This is a genomic window from Mesorhizobium sp. Mes31, from assembly GCF_024519675.1.
GTDB lineage: Bacteria > Pseudomonadota > Alphaproteobacteria > Rhizobiales > Rhizobiaceae > Mesorhizobium.
In genome coordinates, this window is sequence record NZ_JALJRL010000030.1 from 1 (window position 1) to 16,856 (window position 16,856).

At 63.6% G+C, this 16,856-nt stretch carries 16 protein-coding genes and 1 tRNA gene; 9 read left to right on the forward strand and 8 right to left on the reverse strand.

All coding sequences use genetic code 11. The annotated features are described in order from the left end of the window. Window positions 1-52: 52 nt before the first annotated feature. On the reverse strand, window positions 53-1,219 hold the full coding sequence (locus NR193_RS31120; protein ID WP_256754497.1) for a pyridoxal phosphate-dependent aminotransferase: 1,167 nt from the start codon (window positions 1,217-1,219) through the stop codon (window positions 53-55). 111 nt (window positions 1,220-1,330) lie between these two features. Continuing rightward, complete coding sequence (mscL, locus tag NR193_RS31125) at window positions 1,331-1,753, reverse strand: large conductance mechanosensitive channel protein MscL (protein ID WP_256754498.1); 423 nt, start codon at window positions 1,751-1,753, stop codon at window positions 1,331-1,333. 264 nt (window positions 1,754-2,017) lie between these two features. On the opposite strand from mscL, the gene NR193_RS31130 reads away from it, so the two are divergent. Beyond that, entirely contained in the window at window positions 2,018-5,506 is a 3,489-nt protein-coding gene (locus NR193_RS31130) for a NahK/ErcS family hybrid sensor histidine kinase/response regulator (protein WP_256754499.1), read from the forward strand. On the opposite strand, the gene NR193_RS31135 is transcribed toward NR193_RS31130, so the two are convergent. Together NR193_RS31135 and NR193_RS31140 are read right to left on the reverse strand one after the other, a co-directional pair. Beyond that, window positions 5,507-6,166, reverse strand: coding sequence for a response regulator transcription factor (locus NR193_RS31135; protein WP_091579815.1), 660 nt, complete (start codon window positions 6,164-6,166; stop codon window positions 5,507-5,509). It abuts the gene before it with no gap. 125 nt (window positions 6,167-6,291) lie between these two features. Next, window positions 6,292-6,726 carry a hypothetical protein gene (locus NR193_RS31140; RefSeq protein WP_256754500.1) on the reverse strand — a complete coding sequence of 145 codons (435 nt, stop codon included), beginning with the start codon at window positions 6,724-6,726 and terminating at the stop codon, window positions 6,292-6,294. A gap of 108 nt (window positions 6,727-6,834) precedes the next feature. On the opposite strand from NR193_RS31140, the gene NR193_RS31145 reads away from it, so the two are divergent. Then, a complete protein-coding gene (locus tag NR193_RS31145) occupies window positions 6,835-7,185 on the forward strand; it encodes a DUF952 domain-containing protein (RefSeq protein ID WP_256754501.1) in 351 nt (116 codons plus the stop codon). After that, window positions 7,182-8,261: a quinone-dependent dihydroorotate dehydrogenase gene (locus NR193_RS31150; RefSeq protein ID WP_256754502.1), complete on the forward strand. Its 1,080-nt coding sequence runs from the start codon at window positions 7,182-7,184 to the stop codon at window positions 8,259-8,261. The genes NR193_RS31145 and NR193_RS31150 overlap by 4 nt, the downstream gene beginning before the upstream one ends. Here NR193_RS31150 and NR193_RS31155 read toward each other — a convergent pair. Next, entirely contained in the window at window positions 8,254-9,594 is a 1,341-nt protein-coding gene (locus NR193_RS31155) for an MATE family efflux transporter (protein ID WP_256754503.1), read from the reverse strand. The genes NR193_RS31150 and NR193_RS31155 overlap by 8 nt on opposite strands. 121 nt (window positions 9,595-9,715) lie before the next feature. Between NR193_RS31155 and NR193_RS31160 the strand changes: the two genes are divergently transcribed. Further along, window positions 9,716-10,618 (forward strand): histone deacetylase, encoded by a 903-nt coding sequence (locus NR193_RS31160; RefSeq protein WP_256754504.1) that lies wholly within the window; start codon window positions 9,716-9,718, stop codon window positions 10,616-10,618. A 4-nt stretch (window positions 10,619-10,622) separates the two neighbouring features. On the opposite strand, the gene NR193_RS31165 is transcribed toward NR193_RS31160, so the two are convergent. Beyond that, window positions 10,623-10,886 carry a DUF6460 domain-containing protein gene (locus NR193_RS31165; protein ID WP_256754505.1) on the reverse strand — a complete coding sequence of 88 codons (264 nt, stop codon included), beginning with the start codon at window positions 10,884-10,886 and terminating at the stop codon, window positions 10,623-10,625. Window positions 10,887-11,228: 342 nt separating this feature from the next. Here NR193_RS31165 and NR193_RS31170 point away from each other — a divergent pair, with 342 nt between their 5' ends. From NR193_RS31170 to NR193_RS31190, 5 genes are all read left to right on the forward strand, one after another. Next, window positions 11,229-12,218, forward strand: coding sequence for a glycosyltransferase family 2 protein (locus NR193_RS31170; protein ID WP_256754556.1), 990 nt, complete (start codon window positions 11,229-11,231; stop codon window positions 12,216-12,218). After that, the gene (locus NR193_RS31175) at window positions 12,211-12,912 is read left to right on the forward strand and encodes a class I SAM-dependent methyltransferase (protein ID WP_256754506.1); all 702 of its coding nucleotides are present in this window, start codon (window positions 12,211-12,213) and stop codon (window positions 12,910-12,912) included. Before NR193_RS31170 ends, NR193_RS31175 begins: the two co-directional genes overlap by 8 nt. Before the next feature lie 10 nt (window positions 12,913-12,922). Continuing rightward, window positions 12,923-13,189 carry a GtrA family protein gene (locus NR193_RS31180; RefSeq protein WP_256754507.1) on the forward strand — a complete coding sequence of 89 codons (267 nt, stop codon included), beginning with the start codon at window positions 12,923-12,925 and terminating at the stop codon, window positions 13,187-13,189. After that, on the forward strand, window positions 13,186-14,676 hold the full coding sequence (locus NR193_RS31185; RefSeq protein WP_256754508.1) for a hypothetical protein: 1,491 nt from the start codon (window positions 13,186-13,188) through the stop codon (window positions 14,674-14,676). Before NR193_RS31180 ends, NR193_RS31185 begins: the two co-directional genes overlap by 4 nt. A gap of 72 nt (window positions 14,677-14,748) precedes the next feature. Further along, a tRNA-Gly gene (locus NR193_RS31190) sits at window positions 14,749-14,822 on the forward strand. Window positions 14,823-14,876: 54 nt separating this feature from the next. Here the strand turns inward: NR193_RS31190 and NR193_RS31195 are convergent. Further along, window positions 14,877-15,074: an AlpA family transcriptional regulator gene (locus NR193_RS31195; RefSeq protein WP_256754509.1), complete on the reverse strand. Its 198-nt coding sequence runs from the start codon at window positions 15,072-15,074 to the stop codon at window positions 14,877-14,879. 374 nt (window positions 15,075-15,448) lie between these two features. Further along, window positions 15,449-16,792: a chloride channel protein gene (locus NR193_RS31200; RefSeq protein WP_256754510.1), complete on the reverse strand. Its 1,344-nt coding sequence runs from the start codon at window positions 16,790-16,792 to the stop codon at window positions 15,449-15,451. Window positions 16,793-16,856: the final 64 nt, after the last annotated feature.

Sequence of the window (16,856 nt, forward strand, 5' to 3'; positions counted from 1 at the left end):
ATCACGAACTCAAATCAATGGGAATCCTGAATCCCTTAAAACGCGACACGCTTTAGACGGTCTTCATCCATTTCGCCAGCCGGTGCGCCGCTTCCTCGACCTGGTCGAGGCGGCGGTGGAAGCACAGCCTGAGGAAGGCTTCGCCGCCTGGGCCGAAGGCTGTGCCGGGCGCCAGGCCGACATTGGCCTTGTCGACGATCTCGAAAGCGGCGGCGCGTGAATCGGTAATGCCGTCGACCGTGAAGAACAAATAGAACGCGCCTTGCGGCACGGTGAACCGGGCGCGGCCGGTGGCACCGAGGATGCCGCAGACCAGGTCACGTCCCGCACGCGCCCGCTCCACCTGTTCGGCAATGAAGGCATCGCCCCCATCGAGGGCGGCGATCGCACCGCGCTGCATGAACTGGGCGACGCCGGAGTTCGAATACTGGATCAGGTTCTCGAACACCTGCTGCAGGGCGGGATGGGTCTTGATCCAGCCGACACGCCAGCCAGTCATCGCCCAGTTCTTGGAAAAGCTGTTGACGAACAGGATGCGATCTTCCGCCGTCGCGATGTCGAGGAAGGACGGCGCACGACCATGGCCATAGTGAAACAGGGAATAGATTTCGTCGGCGATGATCCAAAGGTCCTTCGCGCGGGCAAGATCGAGGATCGCCTGCAAGGTCTCATGATCGGCTGTCCAGCCGGTTGGGTTCGACGGTGTGTTGATGAACAGTGCCTTTGTGCGCGGCGTGATCGAAGCCGTGATCTTCTCGACATCGCAGGACCAGCCATTGCCGGACTGGTCGAGCCTTACCGGTACAGGCACAGCTCCCGCGATCGCCGCGGCGGCATCGAAATTCGGCCAGGCCGGCGACAGATAGACAACTTCGTCACCGGCGCCGGCGACCGCGTCGAGCGCCAGCTGGATGGCGTGCATGCCCGATCCGGTGACGATGAATTCCTCTTCAGGGAAGGTCTTGCCGAAGTGCCTTGCATAATAGCGGGCGAGCGCTTGCCTGAGCTCCGGAATGCCTTTCTGCCAGGTGTAGAATGTCTCGCCGCTGGCCAGTCCCCGGGCGGCGGCGTCGCTGATGAAGGCGGGCGTCGGCAGGTCGCCCTCACCGGCCCAGAGCGGGATCAGGCCCTCGCGCAGACGGCCGTGGTTGACGACGGCGACAATGCCGCTTTCTGGCGCCGCGCGGGCTTCGGCGCGCAAACTTTCGATCAAGGTCATGGATGGGTCCGTTCCGGTCTCAGGCGTTAGCTAGCGCTCCTTAACAGATGCGAAAACAGAAAACCCCGGCCGCGAACGACCGGGGTTTTGGTCCAGAAGAACCTGAACTGTCTATCTCTTTGCGAGCAGGTCGCGGATTTCGGTAAGCAAGGCGACGTCGGCGGGCGGCGGCGCAGCGGGAGCTGCCGGCTTCTCGCGCTCCAGCCGCCTGCGCATATTGTTCACCGCCTTGACCATCAGGAAGATGATGAAGGCTAGGATAAGGAAGTTCAATACCGCGGTAATGAAGCTGCCATAGGCGAAGACTGCGCCTTGCTTCTTGGCATCTGCCAATGATGTCGCATTAACGGCAGAGGAGAGTCCGAAGAAATAGTTGTTGAAGTCCAGCCCACCGAAGATCGCGCCGACGATCGGCATGATGATGTCTTCCACCAGCGACGTGACGATCTTGCCGAAGGCCGCGCCGATGATGACGCCGACGGCCAAGTCCATCACGTTACCCTTGGAAATGAATTCCTGGAATTCCTTCAGCATTCGACCCTCCTTGCCATGGCCGTCCGCACCATGTCCCATCCATGCGGCATCGACCCGGAGACAACATAACAAAAACCTGAGGTTGCAACATGGGCAAAAGCGAGAAAACAACCGCTTTTTCCTCCCTTCCCCGCACCTTGGTTGTGTTGTCCGAATGTCGCAACAGCGGTCATGCTTCCAAAGCCGCAATGGACTCGGACGCCAAGCTGTGATTGCGTCCGGGCAAGCCGGATAAAAAGACGGCAAAGGGAGGAAATTGCAGGCGTGCAGGGCTTGTTCATCGTCTTCATCGCGATCGCCTATGTGACGCTGCTGTTCGTCATTGCCAGCCTGGGCGACCGCCGCTCGGCGATATCCGGGCCCGGCCGGGCCCGGCCCTTCATCTACGCGCTCAGCCTTGCCATCTACTGCACGTCCTGGACCTTCTTCGGTTCGGTCGGCCTCTCCTCAGAACGCGGCCTCGAATTCCTCGGCATCTATACCGGCCCGGTGCTGGTGTTCGTGTTCGGCTTTCCGCTGCTCAACCGCATCGTTCGGCTGGCCAAGACCGAGAAGATCACCTCGATCGCCGACTTCCTCGGCGCCCGCTATGGCAAGAGCTTTGCCGTCTCGGCGATCGCCACGCTGATCGCCACGATCGGCGCGGTGCCCTATATCGCGCTGCAGTTGAAGGCGATTTCCGGCTCGGTCAGCCTGATGGTCGAGCACTATACCGGCTCGCCGCCCTCCTTCGATCCGTTCGTCAGCGACATCTCGCTGGTCGTCGCCATGCTGCTGGCGCTGTTTGCGGTGCTGTTCGGCACCCGCCACGCCGACGCCACCGAACACCAGGATGGGCTGGTGCTGGCGGTGGCGGTCGAAACCGTGGTCAAGCTCGCCGCCTTCCTGGCGATCGGCCTGATGGTCACCTTCCTGATCTTCGGCGGGCCCGGCGACATGTTCGACAAACTCGCCCAGAACGCGCAGGTCCGGCAAGCGATGAGCTACAACACCTCGCTTGCCACCTGGCTGGTTCTGACGGGCCTCAGCGGCTTTGCCATCATCATGCTGCCGCGGCAGTTCTACGTCACCATCGTCGAGAACCGCGGCGAGGCCGAGCTGCGCACCGCGACATGGGTGTTTCCACTCTACCTCGTGGCGATCAACCTGTTCGTGCTGCCGATCGCCTTTGCCGGCCTGTCGCTGGTCGGCACCGGAACCAGCAGCGATCTCTACGTGCTGTCGCTGCCCCTGTTCAGCGGCCACGACGTGCTGGCGATGGCGGCTTTCATCGGCGGCCTGTCGGCGGCAACGGCGATGGTGATCGTCGAAAGCGTGGCGCTGTCGATCATGATCTCCAACGACCTCGTCATTCCGCTGTTCGTGCGCCGTCTGCTCAAGACCTCTACCTCCGAGACCGAAGACTGGTCGACGCTCATCCTCAATGTGCGGCGCGGGGCGATCTTCATCCTGCTGTTCATCGCCTTCCTCTACTACCGCCAGAGCACCAACAGCGCGCGCCTGTCGTCGATCGGCCTGATGTCCTTCGCGGCCATCGCCCAGTTCGCACCGGCGCTGATCGGCGGGCTGATCTGGCGCGGCGCAAACGGCAGGGGTGCAGCACTTGGCATGATCGCCGGTGTCCTCGTCTGGGGCTACACACTGCTGCTGCCCTCTCTCGTCGCGCCCGATACCGACATCATCCTGCAGGGGCTGTTCGGCTTCGAGGCGCTGCGGCCGCAGGCGCTGTTCGGCACCGTCGCAGAACCGTTGAACCACGGCGTGCTGTGGAGCCTGTCGATCAACGCGGTGTTCTTCGTTCTGGGCTCCCTCTCGCGCGCGTCGGTGCCGCTGGAACGCATCCAGGCGTCGATCTTCGTGCCGCGCGATGCAGGCCCGATGCCCAGTCTGCGCCGCTTCCGCACCGCCATCACCGTCAACGACCTCAAGGACACGATAGCGCGCTATCTCGGGGTCGAACGCACCGAGCGCTCCTTCCAGTCGTTCGAGAAGACCAACGGCACGTCGCTGCTCGGCAACGAACAGGCGAGCATGGACGTCATCCGCTTCTCCGAGCAGCTGCTGGCCAGCGCCGTCGGCTCTTCCTCGGCACGGCTGATCCTGTCGCTGTTGTTCCGGCGCCACGACCGCGAATCACGGGATGCCTTCCGCCTGCTCGACGACGCCACCGAAGCGCTCCAGCACAACCGCGACCTCCTGCAGATCGCGCTCGACCAGATGGAGCAAGGCATCACCGTCTTCGACCGCGATTTCCGCCTGATCTGCTGGAACCGCCAGTACCGGGCGCTGTTCGACCTGCCCGACGAGATGGGCCAGGTCGGCGTCTCGCTCGACCGCATCCTGCGCCATCTCGCCGAGCGCGGCGACATTCCCGCCGATCAGCGCGTGGCCATGCTCAACCGGCTGACCAGTTTCGTCAGCCCATGGCAGATGGAGCTGAAGACCAGTGGCCGCATTCTGGAACTGCGGTCCAACCCGATGCCGGACGGCGGCATCGTTGCCACCTATGCCGACATTTCCGGGCGCGTCGAACAGGATCTGGCGCTGAAGCGCGCCAATGAATCGCTCGAGCAGCGCGTCAAGACCCGCACCATCGAGTTGACCCGGGTCAACGAGGAACTGGCGCAGGCGCAGATGCTGGCCGAGGAGGCCAATCTCGGCAAGACGCGCTTCCTCGCCGCCGCCGGCCACGATATCCTGCAGCCGCTGAACGCCGCCCGGCTCTATTGCTCGTCGCTGATCGAAAAGGCCGGCAAGGGGCCTGCCGGCAAGGCGGCGGTCAACATCGAATCCTCGCTGGAATCGGTCGAGACCATTCTCGGCGCCGTGCTCGACATCTCCCGCCTCGATGCCGGCGCGATGAAGCCGGACGATACAGCCTTCAACCTCGACGGATTGCTGCGCCAGATCGGCAACGATTTTCGGCCGATGGCCGCGGAGAAAAAGCTCGGCCTGACGATCATGCCATCGTCGGTGACGGTGATGACGGACCGCAACCTGTTGCGCCGCCTGATCCAGAACCTCGTCTCCAACGCCATCAAATACACGCGCCACGGCCGTGTGCTGGTCGGTGTGCGACGGCGTGGCGAACTGGCCGAGATCCAGGTGATCGACACCGGCATCGGCATCGCCGGCGACAAGCTGAACACCGTCTTCCACGAATTCACCCGGCTGGACGAAGGTGCCCGCGAAGCCGAGGGGCTCGGCCTTGGCCTCTCCATCGTCGACCGCATCGCCCGGGTTCTGCGCCTGGAAATCCGGATCTTTTCAAATCCGGGCAAGGGCACACGGTTTTCCGTCATCCTGCCCGTGGCGGAAGTGCAGGAGCCGCGCCGCGAGATCGAGACCAGAGCCCCTGCGCGTGCGACAGCTTCGCTGGCTGGGCTGCACGTGCTGTGCATCGACAACGACGGCCGCATCCTCGAAGGCATGCGGCTGCTGCTCGAAGGCTGGGGGTGCAAAGTCGACACGGTGTCCGGCTCAAGGGATCTGGACGGAGCCGCCATACACCGCCCCGACATCGTCCTTGCCGATTATCATCTCGACGGCGAAACCGGTCTCGACATCATCATGAAGCTGCGCGCGATCCATGGCGCCGACCTGCCGGCCGTGCTGGTCACGGCCGACCGCTCCAACGAGGTGCGCGCGGCCGCGGGCGGGCTCGAGATACCGGTGATCAACAAGCCGCTGAAGCCGGCCGTGCTGCGTTCGATGATGGCCAGGGTCAGGCCGCTGGCTTCGGCAGCCGAATAGTCAGCTGGTTGCCTGCAGCGGGTCGCTGCCGATCTTGGACAGCAGGATCACCGCCTGGGTGCGGCTGTCGACGCCGAGCTTCTGCAGGATGGCGGAGACATGCGCCTTGATGGTCGCCTCGGAGACACCGAGTTCATAGGCGATCTGCTTGTTGAGCAGGCCCTCTGCCAGCATGCCGAGCACGCGGGTCTGTTGCGGGGTCAGTGCCTGCAGCCGCTTGATCAGGTCGGAAATCTCTGGATCGCGCTCGACGCCGAGGTCGACACCGACGGGTGCCGCGATGTCACCGGCAAGCACTGACTGCACGGCATCGCGGATTTCTTCCATGCTGGCCGATTTGGAGATGAAACCGGACGCGCCGAGATCGAGCGCGCGCCTGATAGTCGCCGGATCGTCATGCGCCGAGACCACGACCAGCGGCACCGCCGGATGGATGCCGCGCAGCGAGATCAGGCCGGAGAGGCCGCTGGCGCCCGGCATCGACAGGTCGAGCAGCACCAGGTCGACATCCTCGTTGGCCACGAGCAGCGCCTTGGCGCTCTCGAAATCACCGGCCTCGTGGATCGCGGCGACGTCGCCGATGCCGGCAAGCGCTTCACGCAACGCACCGCGAAACAGCGGGTGATCGTCGGCGATGACGAAAGAATAGCCTGACGGCAAATGTTCCTCCCCGAATCCCCCGATGATTTTCTGCTTTTTCCGGGATCAGATGAACGATTATGAGGGGCTGCGCGCTGTTTTCAAGCGGCAAAGCCAGCGCGCCGCGTTTTCCCTCCTTTGGACGCTCATGTCTTCTGCGAGTTGAGCTGGGCGCCGCCGCCATTGTCCTTGTCCATATCCTTGACGATGCCCATGAAGCCGCGCAGGAAGCGCTCCATGTAGCTCATGGTCTTATTGAAATCCTCCTCGCTCGGCAGTTTCGATTCGAGGCGGGCCGAGAGCGAGTGCTCGAGCTTGGTGACACGCTCGTCCATCGCCTTCATCGAGGTCTGCAGGCGATCGACCTCGTCCTGGAAAGCGGCGCGTTCGTCGGCCGCCATCTTGCAGACGAGTTGGCCGGAGCGCTCCTCGCAGATCGACATGGCGCCGGTCTGCGTGTCCATGCGGACATAGCCGTTATCAGACTTTTCCAGCCGGTAGCGGTCGGTTTCTTCGGAAAAGGCGGATGCCGCGACCAGCGAAACGAGTGCGGCGGGGATCAAGATGTGCTGCGGACGCATGTTGTTCCTCCATGGCCAAGGCCTGAAATATCGCATGTTTGCGCCGGAAATGGGGAAGACCCTTGGCGTGGCCTTTCCCGCGTGGCTGGTTCGGACTATAGCGCAACCATGTCTCAGATTATCTACAAGATAGCCCCGGAAGCGCCCTGGCGCGAGGCCGAAACAAATGGCCGCTTCACCGGCGCCCCGATCGACGTCGCCGACGGCTTCATCCATTTCTCCACGGCGGCGCAGGTCAGGGAAACGGCGGCAAAGCATTTCGCCGGCCAGACCGGCCTTCTGCTGGTCGCCATCGACGGCGCCAGCCTAGGCGCTGCGCTGAAATACGAGGTTTCGCGCGGCGGCGCGCTGTTTCCGCATCTTTACGGCGTGCTGGACCTGAAAGCCGTGCTGTGGGTCCGACCACTGCCGCTGGGCGCCGACGGCGCGCACCAGTTCCCGGCCCTGGAGGGCGAATGAGCGTGCTCGACCGGCTCGGCCAGAAGCTGCTGTTCACATTCGATCCGGAAACCGCGCATGGCCTGTCCATCGCGGCGCTGCGATGCGGCCTGCCGGTGACCGGGCGGCCGCCGAAAGACGACAGGCTGAAGGTCAGCGTCTGCGGCATCGACTTCCCCAATCCGCTCGGCATGGCGGCCGGCTACGACAAGAACGCCGAGGTGCCCGACGCACTGCTTGGCCTCGGCTTCGGTTTTGCAGAGGTCGGCACGGTCACGCCGCTGGCGCAGGCCGGCAACCCGAAGCCGCGCATCTTCCGGCTGACGGCGGATGAAGCGGTCATCAACCGGCTGGGCTTCAACAATGAAGGTCACGCGGCCGCCGAAAGACGCCTTGCCGCGCGCAAGGGACGTTCCGGCATTGTCGGCGTCAACATCGGCGCCAACAAGGACAGCATCGACCGCATCGGCGACTATGAGCGCGGCGTCGCCCGCCTTGCACCTTACGCCAGCTATCTGACGGTCAACATCTCCTCGCCCAATACGCCCGGCCTGCGCAACATGCAGGCGCGCGAGCAGCTCGGCGAGCTGCTGTCGCGCGTCATGGCCGCACGCGCCTCGGCAACAGCGCAGCCGCCGGTCTTCCTCAAGATCGCGCCGGACCTGGTCGAGGCCGAACTGGAGGACATCGCCGCGGAGGTTACCGAGAAGCGGATCGACGGCGTCATCGTCTCCAACACCACCATCTCCCGGCCCGCGTTGCGCAGCGGCGGCATCGCGCGCGAGACCGGCGGGCTGTCCGGCAAGCCATTATTCGAACGCTCGACCATCGTACTGGCCAGGATGCGCAAATTGCTCGGACCCGAGCTTGCCATCATCGGCGTCGGTGGCGTCGATTCCGCCGATACGGCGCTTGAAAAAATCCTTGCCGGAGCCGATCTCGTCCAGCTCTACACCAGCATGATCTATGCCGGCCCCGCACTGCCGGGCATGATCGTCGCCGGGATGGCACGCTTTGTCGAAACGTCGCGGCTCAAGTCCATTCGCGAATTGCGCGACGGCCATCTCGACCAATGGGCGACGAAGCCACTCAGCTGAACACCGTCCGCACCCGCAGCCGCAGAATGGCCAGCAGGCTGAAGCCGCGCGCGAGCAGGAAGACATGCAGCGCCGCCCACAGGCCATGATTGCCGAAGGCGGGCGCCAGGGTGAGCAGCGCGGCTACGAAAACCAGGAACGACAGCAGCATCATGTTGCGCATGTCGCGCGACCAGGTCGCGCCGATGAAGACGCCATCCATCTGGAACGCCAGCACACCGCTCAGCGCGGTGAACGCCGCCCACGGCAGGTAGATGTCGGCCACTGAACGGACCTCCTCCGACGTCGTGACGAGGGCGACCAGATTGGCCCCGGCCATCAGCAGCACGAGGGTCGCCGTCCCGGCCAGCCCGAACCCCCAGAACAGGGTCAGCCTGACGGCCTGACGGAAAGGGAGGGCCGCACGCGCGCCGACGGCACGGCCGGCAAGCTGTTCGGCGGCCGTGGCAAAACCGTCGAGGAAATAGCCGGCGACGAGGAAGAAATTCATCAGCACGGCATTGGCGGCAAGCGTCACCGTGCCGAACTGCGCACCCTGGCGGGTGAACAGCGCGAAGGCAGCAAGCAGCGAGAACGAGCGGATCATGATGTCGCGGTTGAGCGACAGCATGCGCAGGAAGGCGGCCATATCGAGCAGGCGATGGCGCGGCAAGGGCGGCGTCGCCCGGAAGCGCCTGACAACGATGGCGAGACCGAGCAGCATGGCAAGGAATTCACCGGTGACGGTCGCCCAGGCGACGCCGGCGACACCCCAGCCGAGTTTCAGACCAAGCAGGAAGCAGAGCGCGATGTTGATGCCGTTGAGGACCAATTGCAGGACCAGTCCGAGCCCGCCTTCGCCACGCCCCAAGACATAGCCGAGGATGGCATAGTTGATCAGCGAGAAGGGTGCGGCGAGCAGCCTGATGCGGATGTAGACGGCCATCGCCTCGCTGACGCGCGGTTCGGCACCCATGAATTTTTGCCCGGCGATGGCGACCAAAGGAGCAAGCGCGGCGAGGATAATGCCAGCGACGACCGCGATCAGCACGGCGCGCCAGAAGACAGCCTGCTCCTCCAGGGCGTCACCACGCCCGAAAGCCTGCGCGACGAGGCCGGTGGTTCCCGAACGCAGGAAATTGAAGGTGGTAAAGACGACGTCGAAAACAAGCGCCCCGGCCGCCAGGCCGCCGAGCAAGGCGGCGTCGCCGAACTGTCCGACCACCGCCGTATCGACCAGGCCGAGCAGCGGCGTCGTCAGATAGGCAAGCGTCATCGGCACAGCGATGGCGAGCACGGAACGGTTGGTGACGACAAAGGATCTCGCGTCGGCTGGGATTGCACCCTCGTCCAAAGGTCTTCTGCCTTGCTGTTTGCGGCTTGATCGAGCACCCGATGTGCCCCACTTTGCTCGCATCGCGCAATCATTCATCCGATAACGGCCAATCGATTCCCTGACCCTGGCGCGAGCCCTGATGCCTCTGCAGATCGTCCATCATCCCGACTATGACGCCGGCTTCGCCGTCAACCATCGCTTTCCCATGAGCAAGTACCCGTTGCTGATGGACGCGCTGCGGGCACGCGGACTGGCCGGCCCCAACGCGCTCAACACCGCCGAGCCAGCGCCGGCGTCATGGCTGAAGCTTGCCCACGCGGCGGACTATGTCGATCAGGTGCTCGCCTGCACGGTACCCGAAAAAATCGAGCGTGAGATCGGTTTTCCGGTCGGCCCCCGCGTCTCGCTGCGCGCGCAGCTTGCCACCGGCGGCACGGTGCTGGCGGCGCGGCTCGCCTTGCGGCACGGCATCGCCTGCAACACCGCCGGCGGCAGCCATCATGCGCGGCGCGCGCAAGGCGCCGGCTTCTGCACCTTCAACGATGTCGCCGTCGCCGCCTTGATGTTGCTGGCCGAAGGCACGGCACAAAAAATCCTGGTCGTCGATCTCGACGTGCATCAGGGCGACGGCACGGCCGACATTCTAGCGGGCGATCCGCGCGCATTCACTTTTTCCATGCATGGCGACCGCAACTACCCCGTGCGCAAGATCGCTTCCGACCTCGACATCGCACTGCCCGACGGCACGGGTGACGCCGCCTATCTCGAGAGGCTTGGCGGCATCCTGCCGGAGCTGACCGCCAAAGCACGCTGGGATATCGTGTTCTACAATGCCGGCGTCGACGTCCATGCCGAGGACCGGCTGGGCAGGCTGTCGCTGTCGGATGACGGTCTGCGCGCCCGCGACGAGGCGGTTATCCGCCACTTTCGCTTGCTCGGCATTCCTGTCTGCGGCGTCATCGGCGGCGGCTATTCGACCGATGTGGCGGCGCTGGCAGCGCGGCACGCCATCCTGTTCGAGGTGGCTTCGGATTATGCCTGACGGTTCATTTGCGGTAGCTGGCGATCCTGAGCAGGATGAAGGCCGGCACGACGATTGCCGCACCCAGCAGGATATAGCCAAGGAAACGGTCGATCGCGTGGAAGCCCAGGTTCCATAGGTCGATGAAGAACTTCTGGATGCCGTAGAGCACGTCCATCGGCGACCAGCCGAAGGCGTTCATGACCAGGCCGACGAGGAACGACACCACCAGCAGCTTCAGGATCACCCTGAGCGGCGAGTCGCCGAGGAAGCGTGTCAGTGCGGACAAGGCCTGTCTCCAGCTTCGGTCGCCCCGATTCGGGGCAGACCCAGAGATACGCACTCGCCGGCCGTCCATCAAGCCGGCGCGGTCTCCGCGTCGGGACGCCGATCCGCGGCAGGCGCGCAATTGGCGAGGTCATGGCGTGGCGCCGCATCCGCATGGAGCTGCCGGTTGGTTCGTGACGGGGCTTGCGGCGTCACGACGCATGGCGGAAAAGGCGGCCAGCCAACGGCTGCGGTCGATTCCGCTGGCTTATCTGTTTTCTAACCAATTGCCGCTATTCCCAATCAAATAGCGGGAGCCAGGCTTTTGGTGGAGACGGAGAACATCACCACGCGACGCGCCGTCATGTTGTCGGTGGTCGTCCCATGCTACAATGAACTGGACGGGGTGGCCGAACTTCACCGGCGGGTGACGGCCGCATGCTTGGAACACGGCCCTTCCTACGAGATCGTCCTGGTCATCGATGGCGCGACCGACGGCACGCGCGAAGCCATTTTCCAGCTGGCCGAAAAGGACGACCATGTCGTCGCCATCGACCTTGCCCGCAACTACGGCCACCAGATCGCGTTGAGCGCGGGGCTCGAATTCTGTCGCGGCCAGCGCATTCTCATTCTCGATGCCGACCTGCAGGATCCGCCGGAACTGCTCGGCGCGATGATGGCGAAGATGAACGAAGGCTTCGATGTCGTTTATGGCCAGCGGCTGACGCGCGACGGTGAAAGCTGGTTCAAGCTGGCCTCCGCCTCGATGTTCTATCGCCTGTTGGGCCGGATGGTCGACGTCGACATAGCGCCGAATTCCGGCGATTTCCGGCTGATGAGCCGCCGCGCGTTGGACCATCTCAACGCGATGCCTGAACGCTACAGGTTCATTCGCGGCATGGTGAGCTGGATCGGGCTCAAACAGGCGGCTTTCCCCTATGAAAGACACCGGCGCTTTGCCGGCACCACACACTATCCGTTGAAGAAGATGGTTCTCCTGGCGATCGACGCGATGACCAGCTTCTCCATCGCGCCGCTACGGTTCGCCTCGCTGCTCGGCATGATGTTCGGAGTTCTGGGGCTGGTCGTGCTCGGCTACACCCTGTTCGAATGGACCGCCGGAAACGTGCTGCCCGGCTGGACGAGCCTTGCCGCGATCATGCTGATCCTCGGCAGCGTCCAGCTCATGGTGCTTGGCATCTTCGGCGAGTATCTCGGGCGCATGTACATGGAGACAAAGCGGCGGCCGCTCTACTTCGTCAACGAGATCGTTTCGCGCAGCCAGGCAGCCGAGGACAAGGACCTGCCTGTCCATCGCCTGCAGGAGATGGCAAAGAGGGCCGCTCGTGCTTGAGGCGGAATTCGACCAGTTTGCGCGCGAGTATCAGGAACAGCATGCCGCGAGCATAAGGCTGAGCGGCGAAACGCCGGACTTCTTCGCCAAGTACAAGATCGACGACGTTGCCGCGACGCTGCGGCGGGCCGGTGTGAAACCGCGGCGGATACTCGACTTCGGCGCCGGCGTCGGCAATTCGCTCGGCCCTATGCGCAAAGCGTTTCCAGACAGCCAGATCGTCTTGCTCGATCCTTCGCGGGAATCGCTCGACATCGCCCGCAAGCGCCTTCCCGGCCAGGCCTCGTTCACGCATTTCGACGGCAAGACAATTCCGTTCGCCGACGGCAGCTTCGACCTGGCCTTCGCGGCTTGCGTCTTCCACCACATTCCCGAGGACCTGCAGGTCGGATTGCTCGCGGAGATCGGCAGGGTGCTGGCCGATGGCGGCAGCTTCTTTCTTTTCGAACACAATCCGTGGAACCCGCTGACCACCCACGCGGTGAGAAATTGCGCTTTCGACGAGAACGCGGTCTTGATCAACTCCCGCGATATGCGCAAGCGGATGGCCGCGGCGGGTCTTTCCAACACCCGGATCATCTACCGGATTTTCTTTCCCCGGCTGCTTGCCAGGCTGAGGCCGTTCGAGCGCTTCCTCACCAAGATTCCTGTCGGAGCCCAGTATTTTGCGCATGCGGTCAAGCCTGCCGTTTGACGATCCGAGGATGCTGCGATTTGGCGCCGTCGGTTTGTTGAACATGGCGCTGGGATACGCCGTCATCTTCATCCTGGCCGGGCTTGCGCTGGGCCTTGGCGACATCATTTCCAATGCCGCTGGCCTTCCCCTCGGCTTCTTCCCCAACCGCCAATGGACCTTCAGCCGTGGCTTTCGCCCTGGCGCGGTCTCGGCCCGTTTCGTGTTCGTCGGCGGTGCGGATGATCCCGATTGCTCGACCGGAGTGGACGCGAAATGGCCTGGAGCCGTTATATGAGCCAGGCGGCAGCAATCGTGCCGGCAACGCCCGCGCTCGAGGACGCACAGCGGGCCAGGTTGATATTCTGCCTGTTGGTTGCCTGCGTCATAGCGGCGGTGCTGGCTGCCTTTGCCGGCGCCCTGCTGCAGGATCCCGACAATTGGTGGCAAGTGAAGGTCGGACTGGATTTCCTGGCAAGCCGGACATTTCCGACGGCCGACCCCTACTCCCACACTTTTGCCGGCCAGCCATGGATCGCCAAGGAATGGCTTGGGCAAGTCCTGCTGGCGCTTGCCTACCAGGCGGGAGGCTGGAACGGGGTGGTCACGCTGATCATCGCCACGGTCGGCCTGACGGTCTTCCTGATGGGATGGTTTCTCAGCGGCTGGCTGAAGCCGATATTGGCGATAGCGCTGGCGTTCGTCGTGGCCTTCCTGATCGACCCGATCTATACGGCGCGCCCGCACGTCTTCACCTTGCCGATCATCGTCACCTGGACGGCGATGCTGTTTCGTGCGGCGCAAGAGGAGAAAACCCCGCAATGGTGGCTGCTTGTGCTTGTCGTGCTGTGGGCGAACCTGCACGCCACGTTCACCCTGGGCTTCGTCATCGCCGCCTTTGCCGGTCTCGATCTGCTGGCCCGCATCGGCCTGTCTAAACCCGTCCTCCTGACGAAATGGGTCGCGTTCGGCCTGCTCTTGCCACTGGTCAGCCTGATCCATCCCTATGGCGTGAAATCCATCCTGGCCACGCTCACCGTCGCCTATGGCAATGAGGCCGTGCCACTGATCCTCGAGTGGCGGCCCTTCAATGCTCAGGAACAGCCTCTCCAGGAAGTCGCGATGCTGGCGGCGCTTTTCGGGCTTTTGGTATCGCGGTTGCGAATTGGCTGGCCCAAGGCCCTGTTCATCATCTTCACCTTGCATATGTTCCTCGGCCACATGCGCTTCGTGTATCTGTTCTTCCTGCTGGCTCCGCTCGTGATCGCGGCCGAGGTCGCGCGGCAATACCCTTCGCTTTCAGCTCCCGCATGGCTGGCGGAAAAGCGCGACCGGCTGGAAAAATTCTTCGCCCGGCGGTTCTACCCGATCTGCGGCGCGGCAACCGTTCTGCTGGTCGGTGCGGCCTTGGCGCTTGACGGCGTGTATCAGGTCGCGCCGAGCCAGAAGACGTCGGCCAGCGGCGCGCTGGCATTCGCCGAAAGCCATCATCTGTCCGGCAACGTGCTGAATTCCTACAATTTCGGCGGCACGCTGATCTTCCACGGGATCAAAACCTTCATCGACGGACGGACGGACCAGCTGTTCCTGGGCGGCTTCACGAAGACCGATGACGAGATGGGGCACAGCAACGGCAAGCCGCTGCTCGAGGCCCAGCTGAAGAAATACGCCATACGCTGGGCGCTGTTGTCGACCGGCGACAGCCGCATTCCCTTCTTCGACGAACTGGGCTGGAAGCGCGCCTATTCGGACGATTACGCGGTGATCTACCTGCCCGGCGCCTGATCTGGCCGCGCCGGCTCGAGGCCCGCTTTGGCGATTGCCCCGAGGCATGCTGACATGATAACGAGGGCTCACGCGGGTATGATGTAATGGTAGCCTGTCAGCTTCCCAAGCTGAACGCGCGGGTTCGATTCCCGCTACCCGCTCCAGCTTACCCTACAAGGGTTCGAGGTTGATCCGGCACCCTTGGCCGAGAGCCAGTTTTACAGCAGGTTTTCGAGCACCCTGCGGTCCCAGATTTTGCGGCCAAGAAGCTGGACGGGTTTCGGCATTTTCCCGATGCGCGCGAGCTTGTCGAAGTGCGTCGGGCTGACACCGACGTAGGATGCTGCTTCCTTGCGATCGTAGCCACGGCGGACATCTGGGGAGAGAGGGTGTATGAGGCCGACAGTGATTGTCATGCGGAGGTCCTTCTGTTTGATGTAGCTATTACTATAGCAATCGCCGTTCGGGTTGTTTGAGGCAAACGAGAGATTCCGGCCAGCGAGGGTCGTCAACGACTCCGGGTGCGCGGCTTTCTAAGGACGGTCCGCTGAAGCCGCCGAGCATCCCCGGTCTGTTTTCGAATTCGCCCGCTACGCTAGGGCGGAGGACAAACCCGCCCTGCCAAGCTCCCGCAACTATTCGAGAACAGTGCCGCACCAGATTAGAATCGGTCGGTGGGCTAGGCTTCACGTCGAGGAGGCGCCGTAACTCTGAGTTACATTGATAAAATCAATCGCTTAGTTGATATTTTGTAACATTGTGTCGACCGCCGGAATGATCCCTGCCTCAATCATTTCGGAACGGCCTCTGCCCTGCGCCGCCTGATCGCTTCTGCGATAAACACTCGCGACAGTGCGTGGTAGAGCGGCTCGTGCGAGATCATTCGAGCGGTGCCGTAGCCCAGCATCGAGGCCAGCATCAGCGCGATGACGTTGTCGTGATTGCCGGTCATTTCCAGGATGATGACGAAGGCCGTCATTGGCGCCTGCACCACGCCGGCGAAATAGCCGGCCATGCCAAGCAGCGCGGCCGCGCCTGTGCTGGCGCCGAAGATCAGGCCAAGCGAACTGCCGATGCCCGCGCCAACCGCCAGCGAAGGCGCGAAGATGCCGCCGGGAATGCCCGAGACCATCGACAGCAGCCCGGCCAGGAACTTTTCGGCAAAAAAGAACCACGGCAGTGGCGTGCCTTCGACCGCGCCGCGTGCCTGCACGTAACCTGTGCCGAAGGTCAGCCCGCCCGACGCGATGCCGATCACCGCCACGGCAAGCCCGCACAAGGCTGCCACCAGCAAAGCGCGCTGCAACGGCTGGTGCGTGTGCCAGCGCCGGATCCACCGCGTCGCCTTCAAAGCCAGCAGCGAAAACATAGCACCGAAACCGCCGCCAATGACACCGCAGGCAATCACCAGCGGCCACTCGGCTGCAAACGAGATCGTTTCCTTCGAGACACCGAAATAGGTGTAGTTACCAAGCAGGCCGAGCGAGGCGAGACCGGCCAGGATTACCGCCGTCAGCACCAGCCCGTTGGTGCGCGCCTCGTAGGTGCGGCCCATCTCCTCGATGGCAAAGACGATGCCGGCCAGCGGTGTGTTGAAGGCGGCAGCGATGCCCGCGGCCGAGCCTGCCAGGATCAATCCGCGCGCCTGCGCCATGCCACCCCAGCGCGCCGCCTGCAGCATCAGCGATGCGCCGACCTGCACGGTCGGCCCCTCGCGGCCGATGGAAGCGCCACAGAACAGGCCGATGACGGTGAGCGCGATCTTGCCCATCACGAGCCGCAGCGACAGGATATGGCTCCGGTCGTCATCGTCGCGCAGGTGGCGGGCGGCGATAGCCTGCGGAATGCCGCTGCCTTGCGAGCCGGGAAAGAAGGCATGGGCCAGCCAGGCGCATAGCACGAAGCCGAGCGGCGTGACGATGAGCGGCAGATAGAAGCGCCGGCCGCCATCATCGCCGATCATGATGTGGAACAGCGCCTGCGCCTTGTCGGCCAGCACCGCGAACAGCACGCTGATGACACCGATCGAGACCGCACCGGCCCAGAACACCAGCCGCGGCTGCCAGACGCGCCGCGAGGCCCACATGGCGCGCGAACGCCGCAGCATGGGATGTTTTCGCGATGTGCCGGCCATGTCCGCCTCATGCAGGGGATGGGGATGTCGTCGACCTAACACAGTCCTTAGATCGATCAAGGCT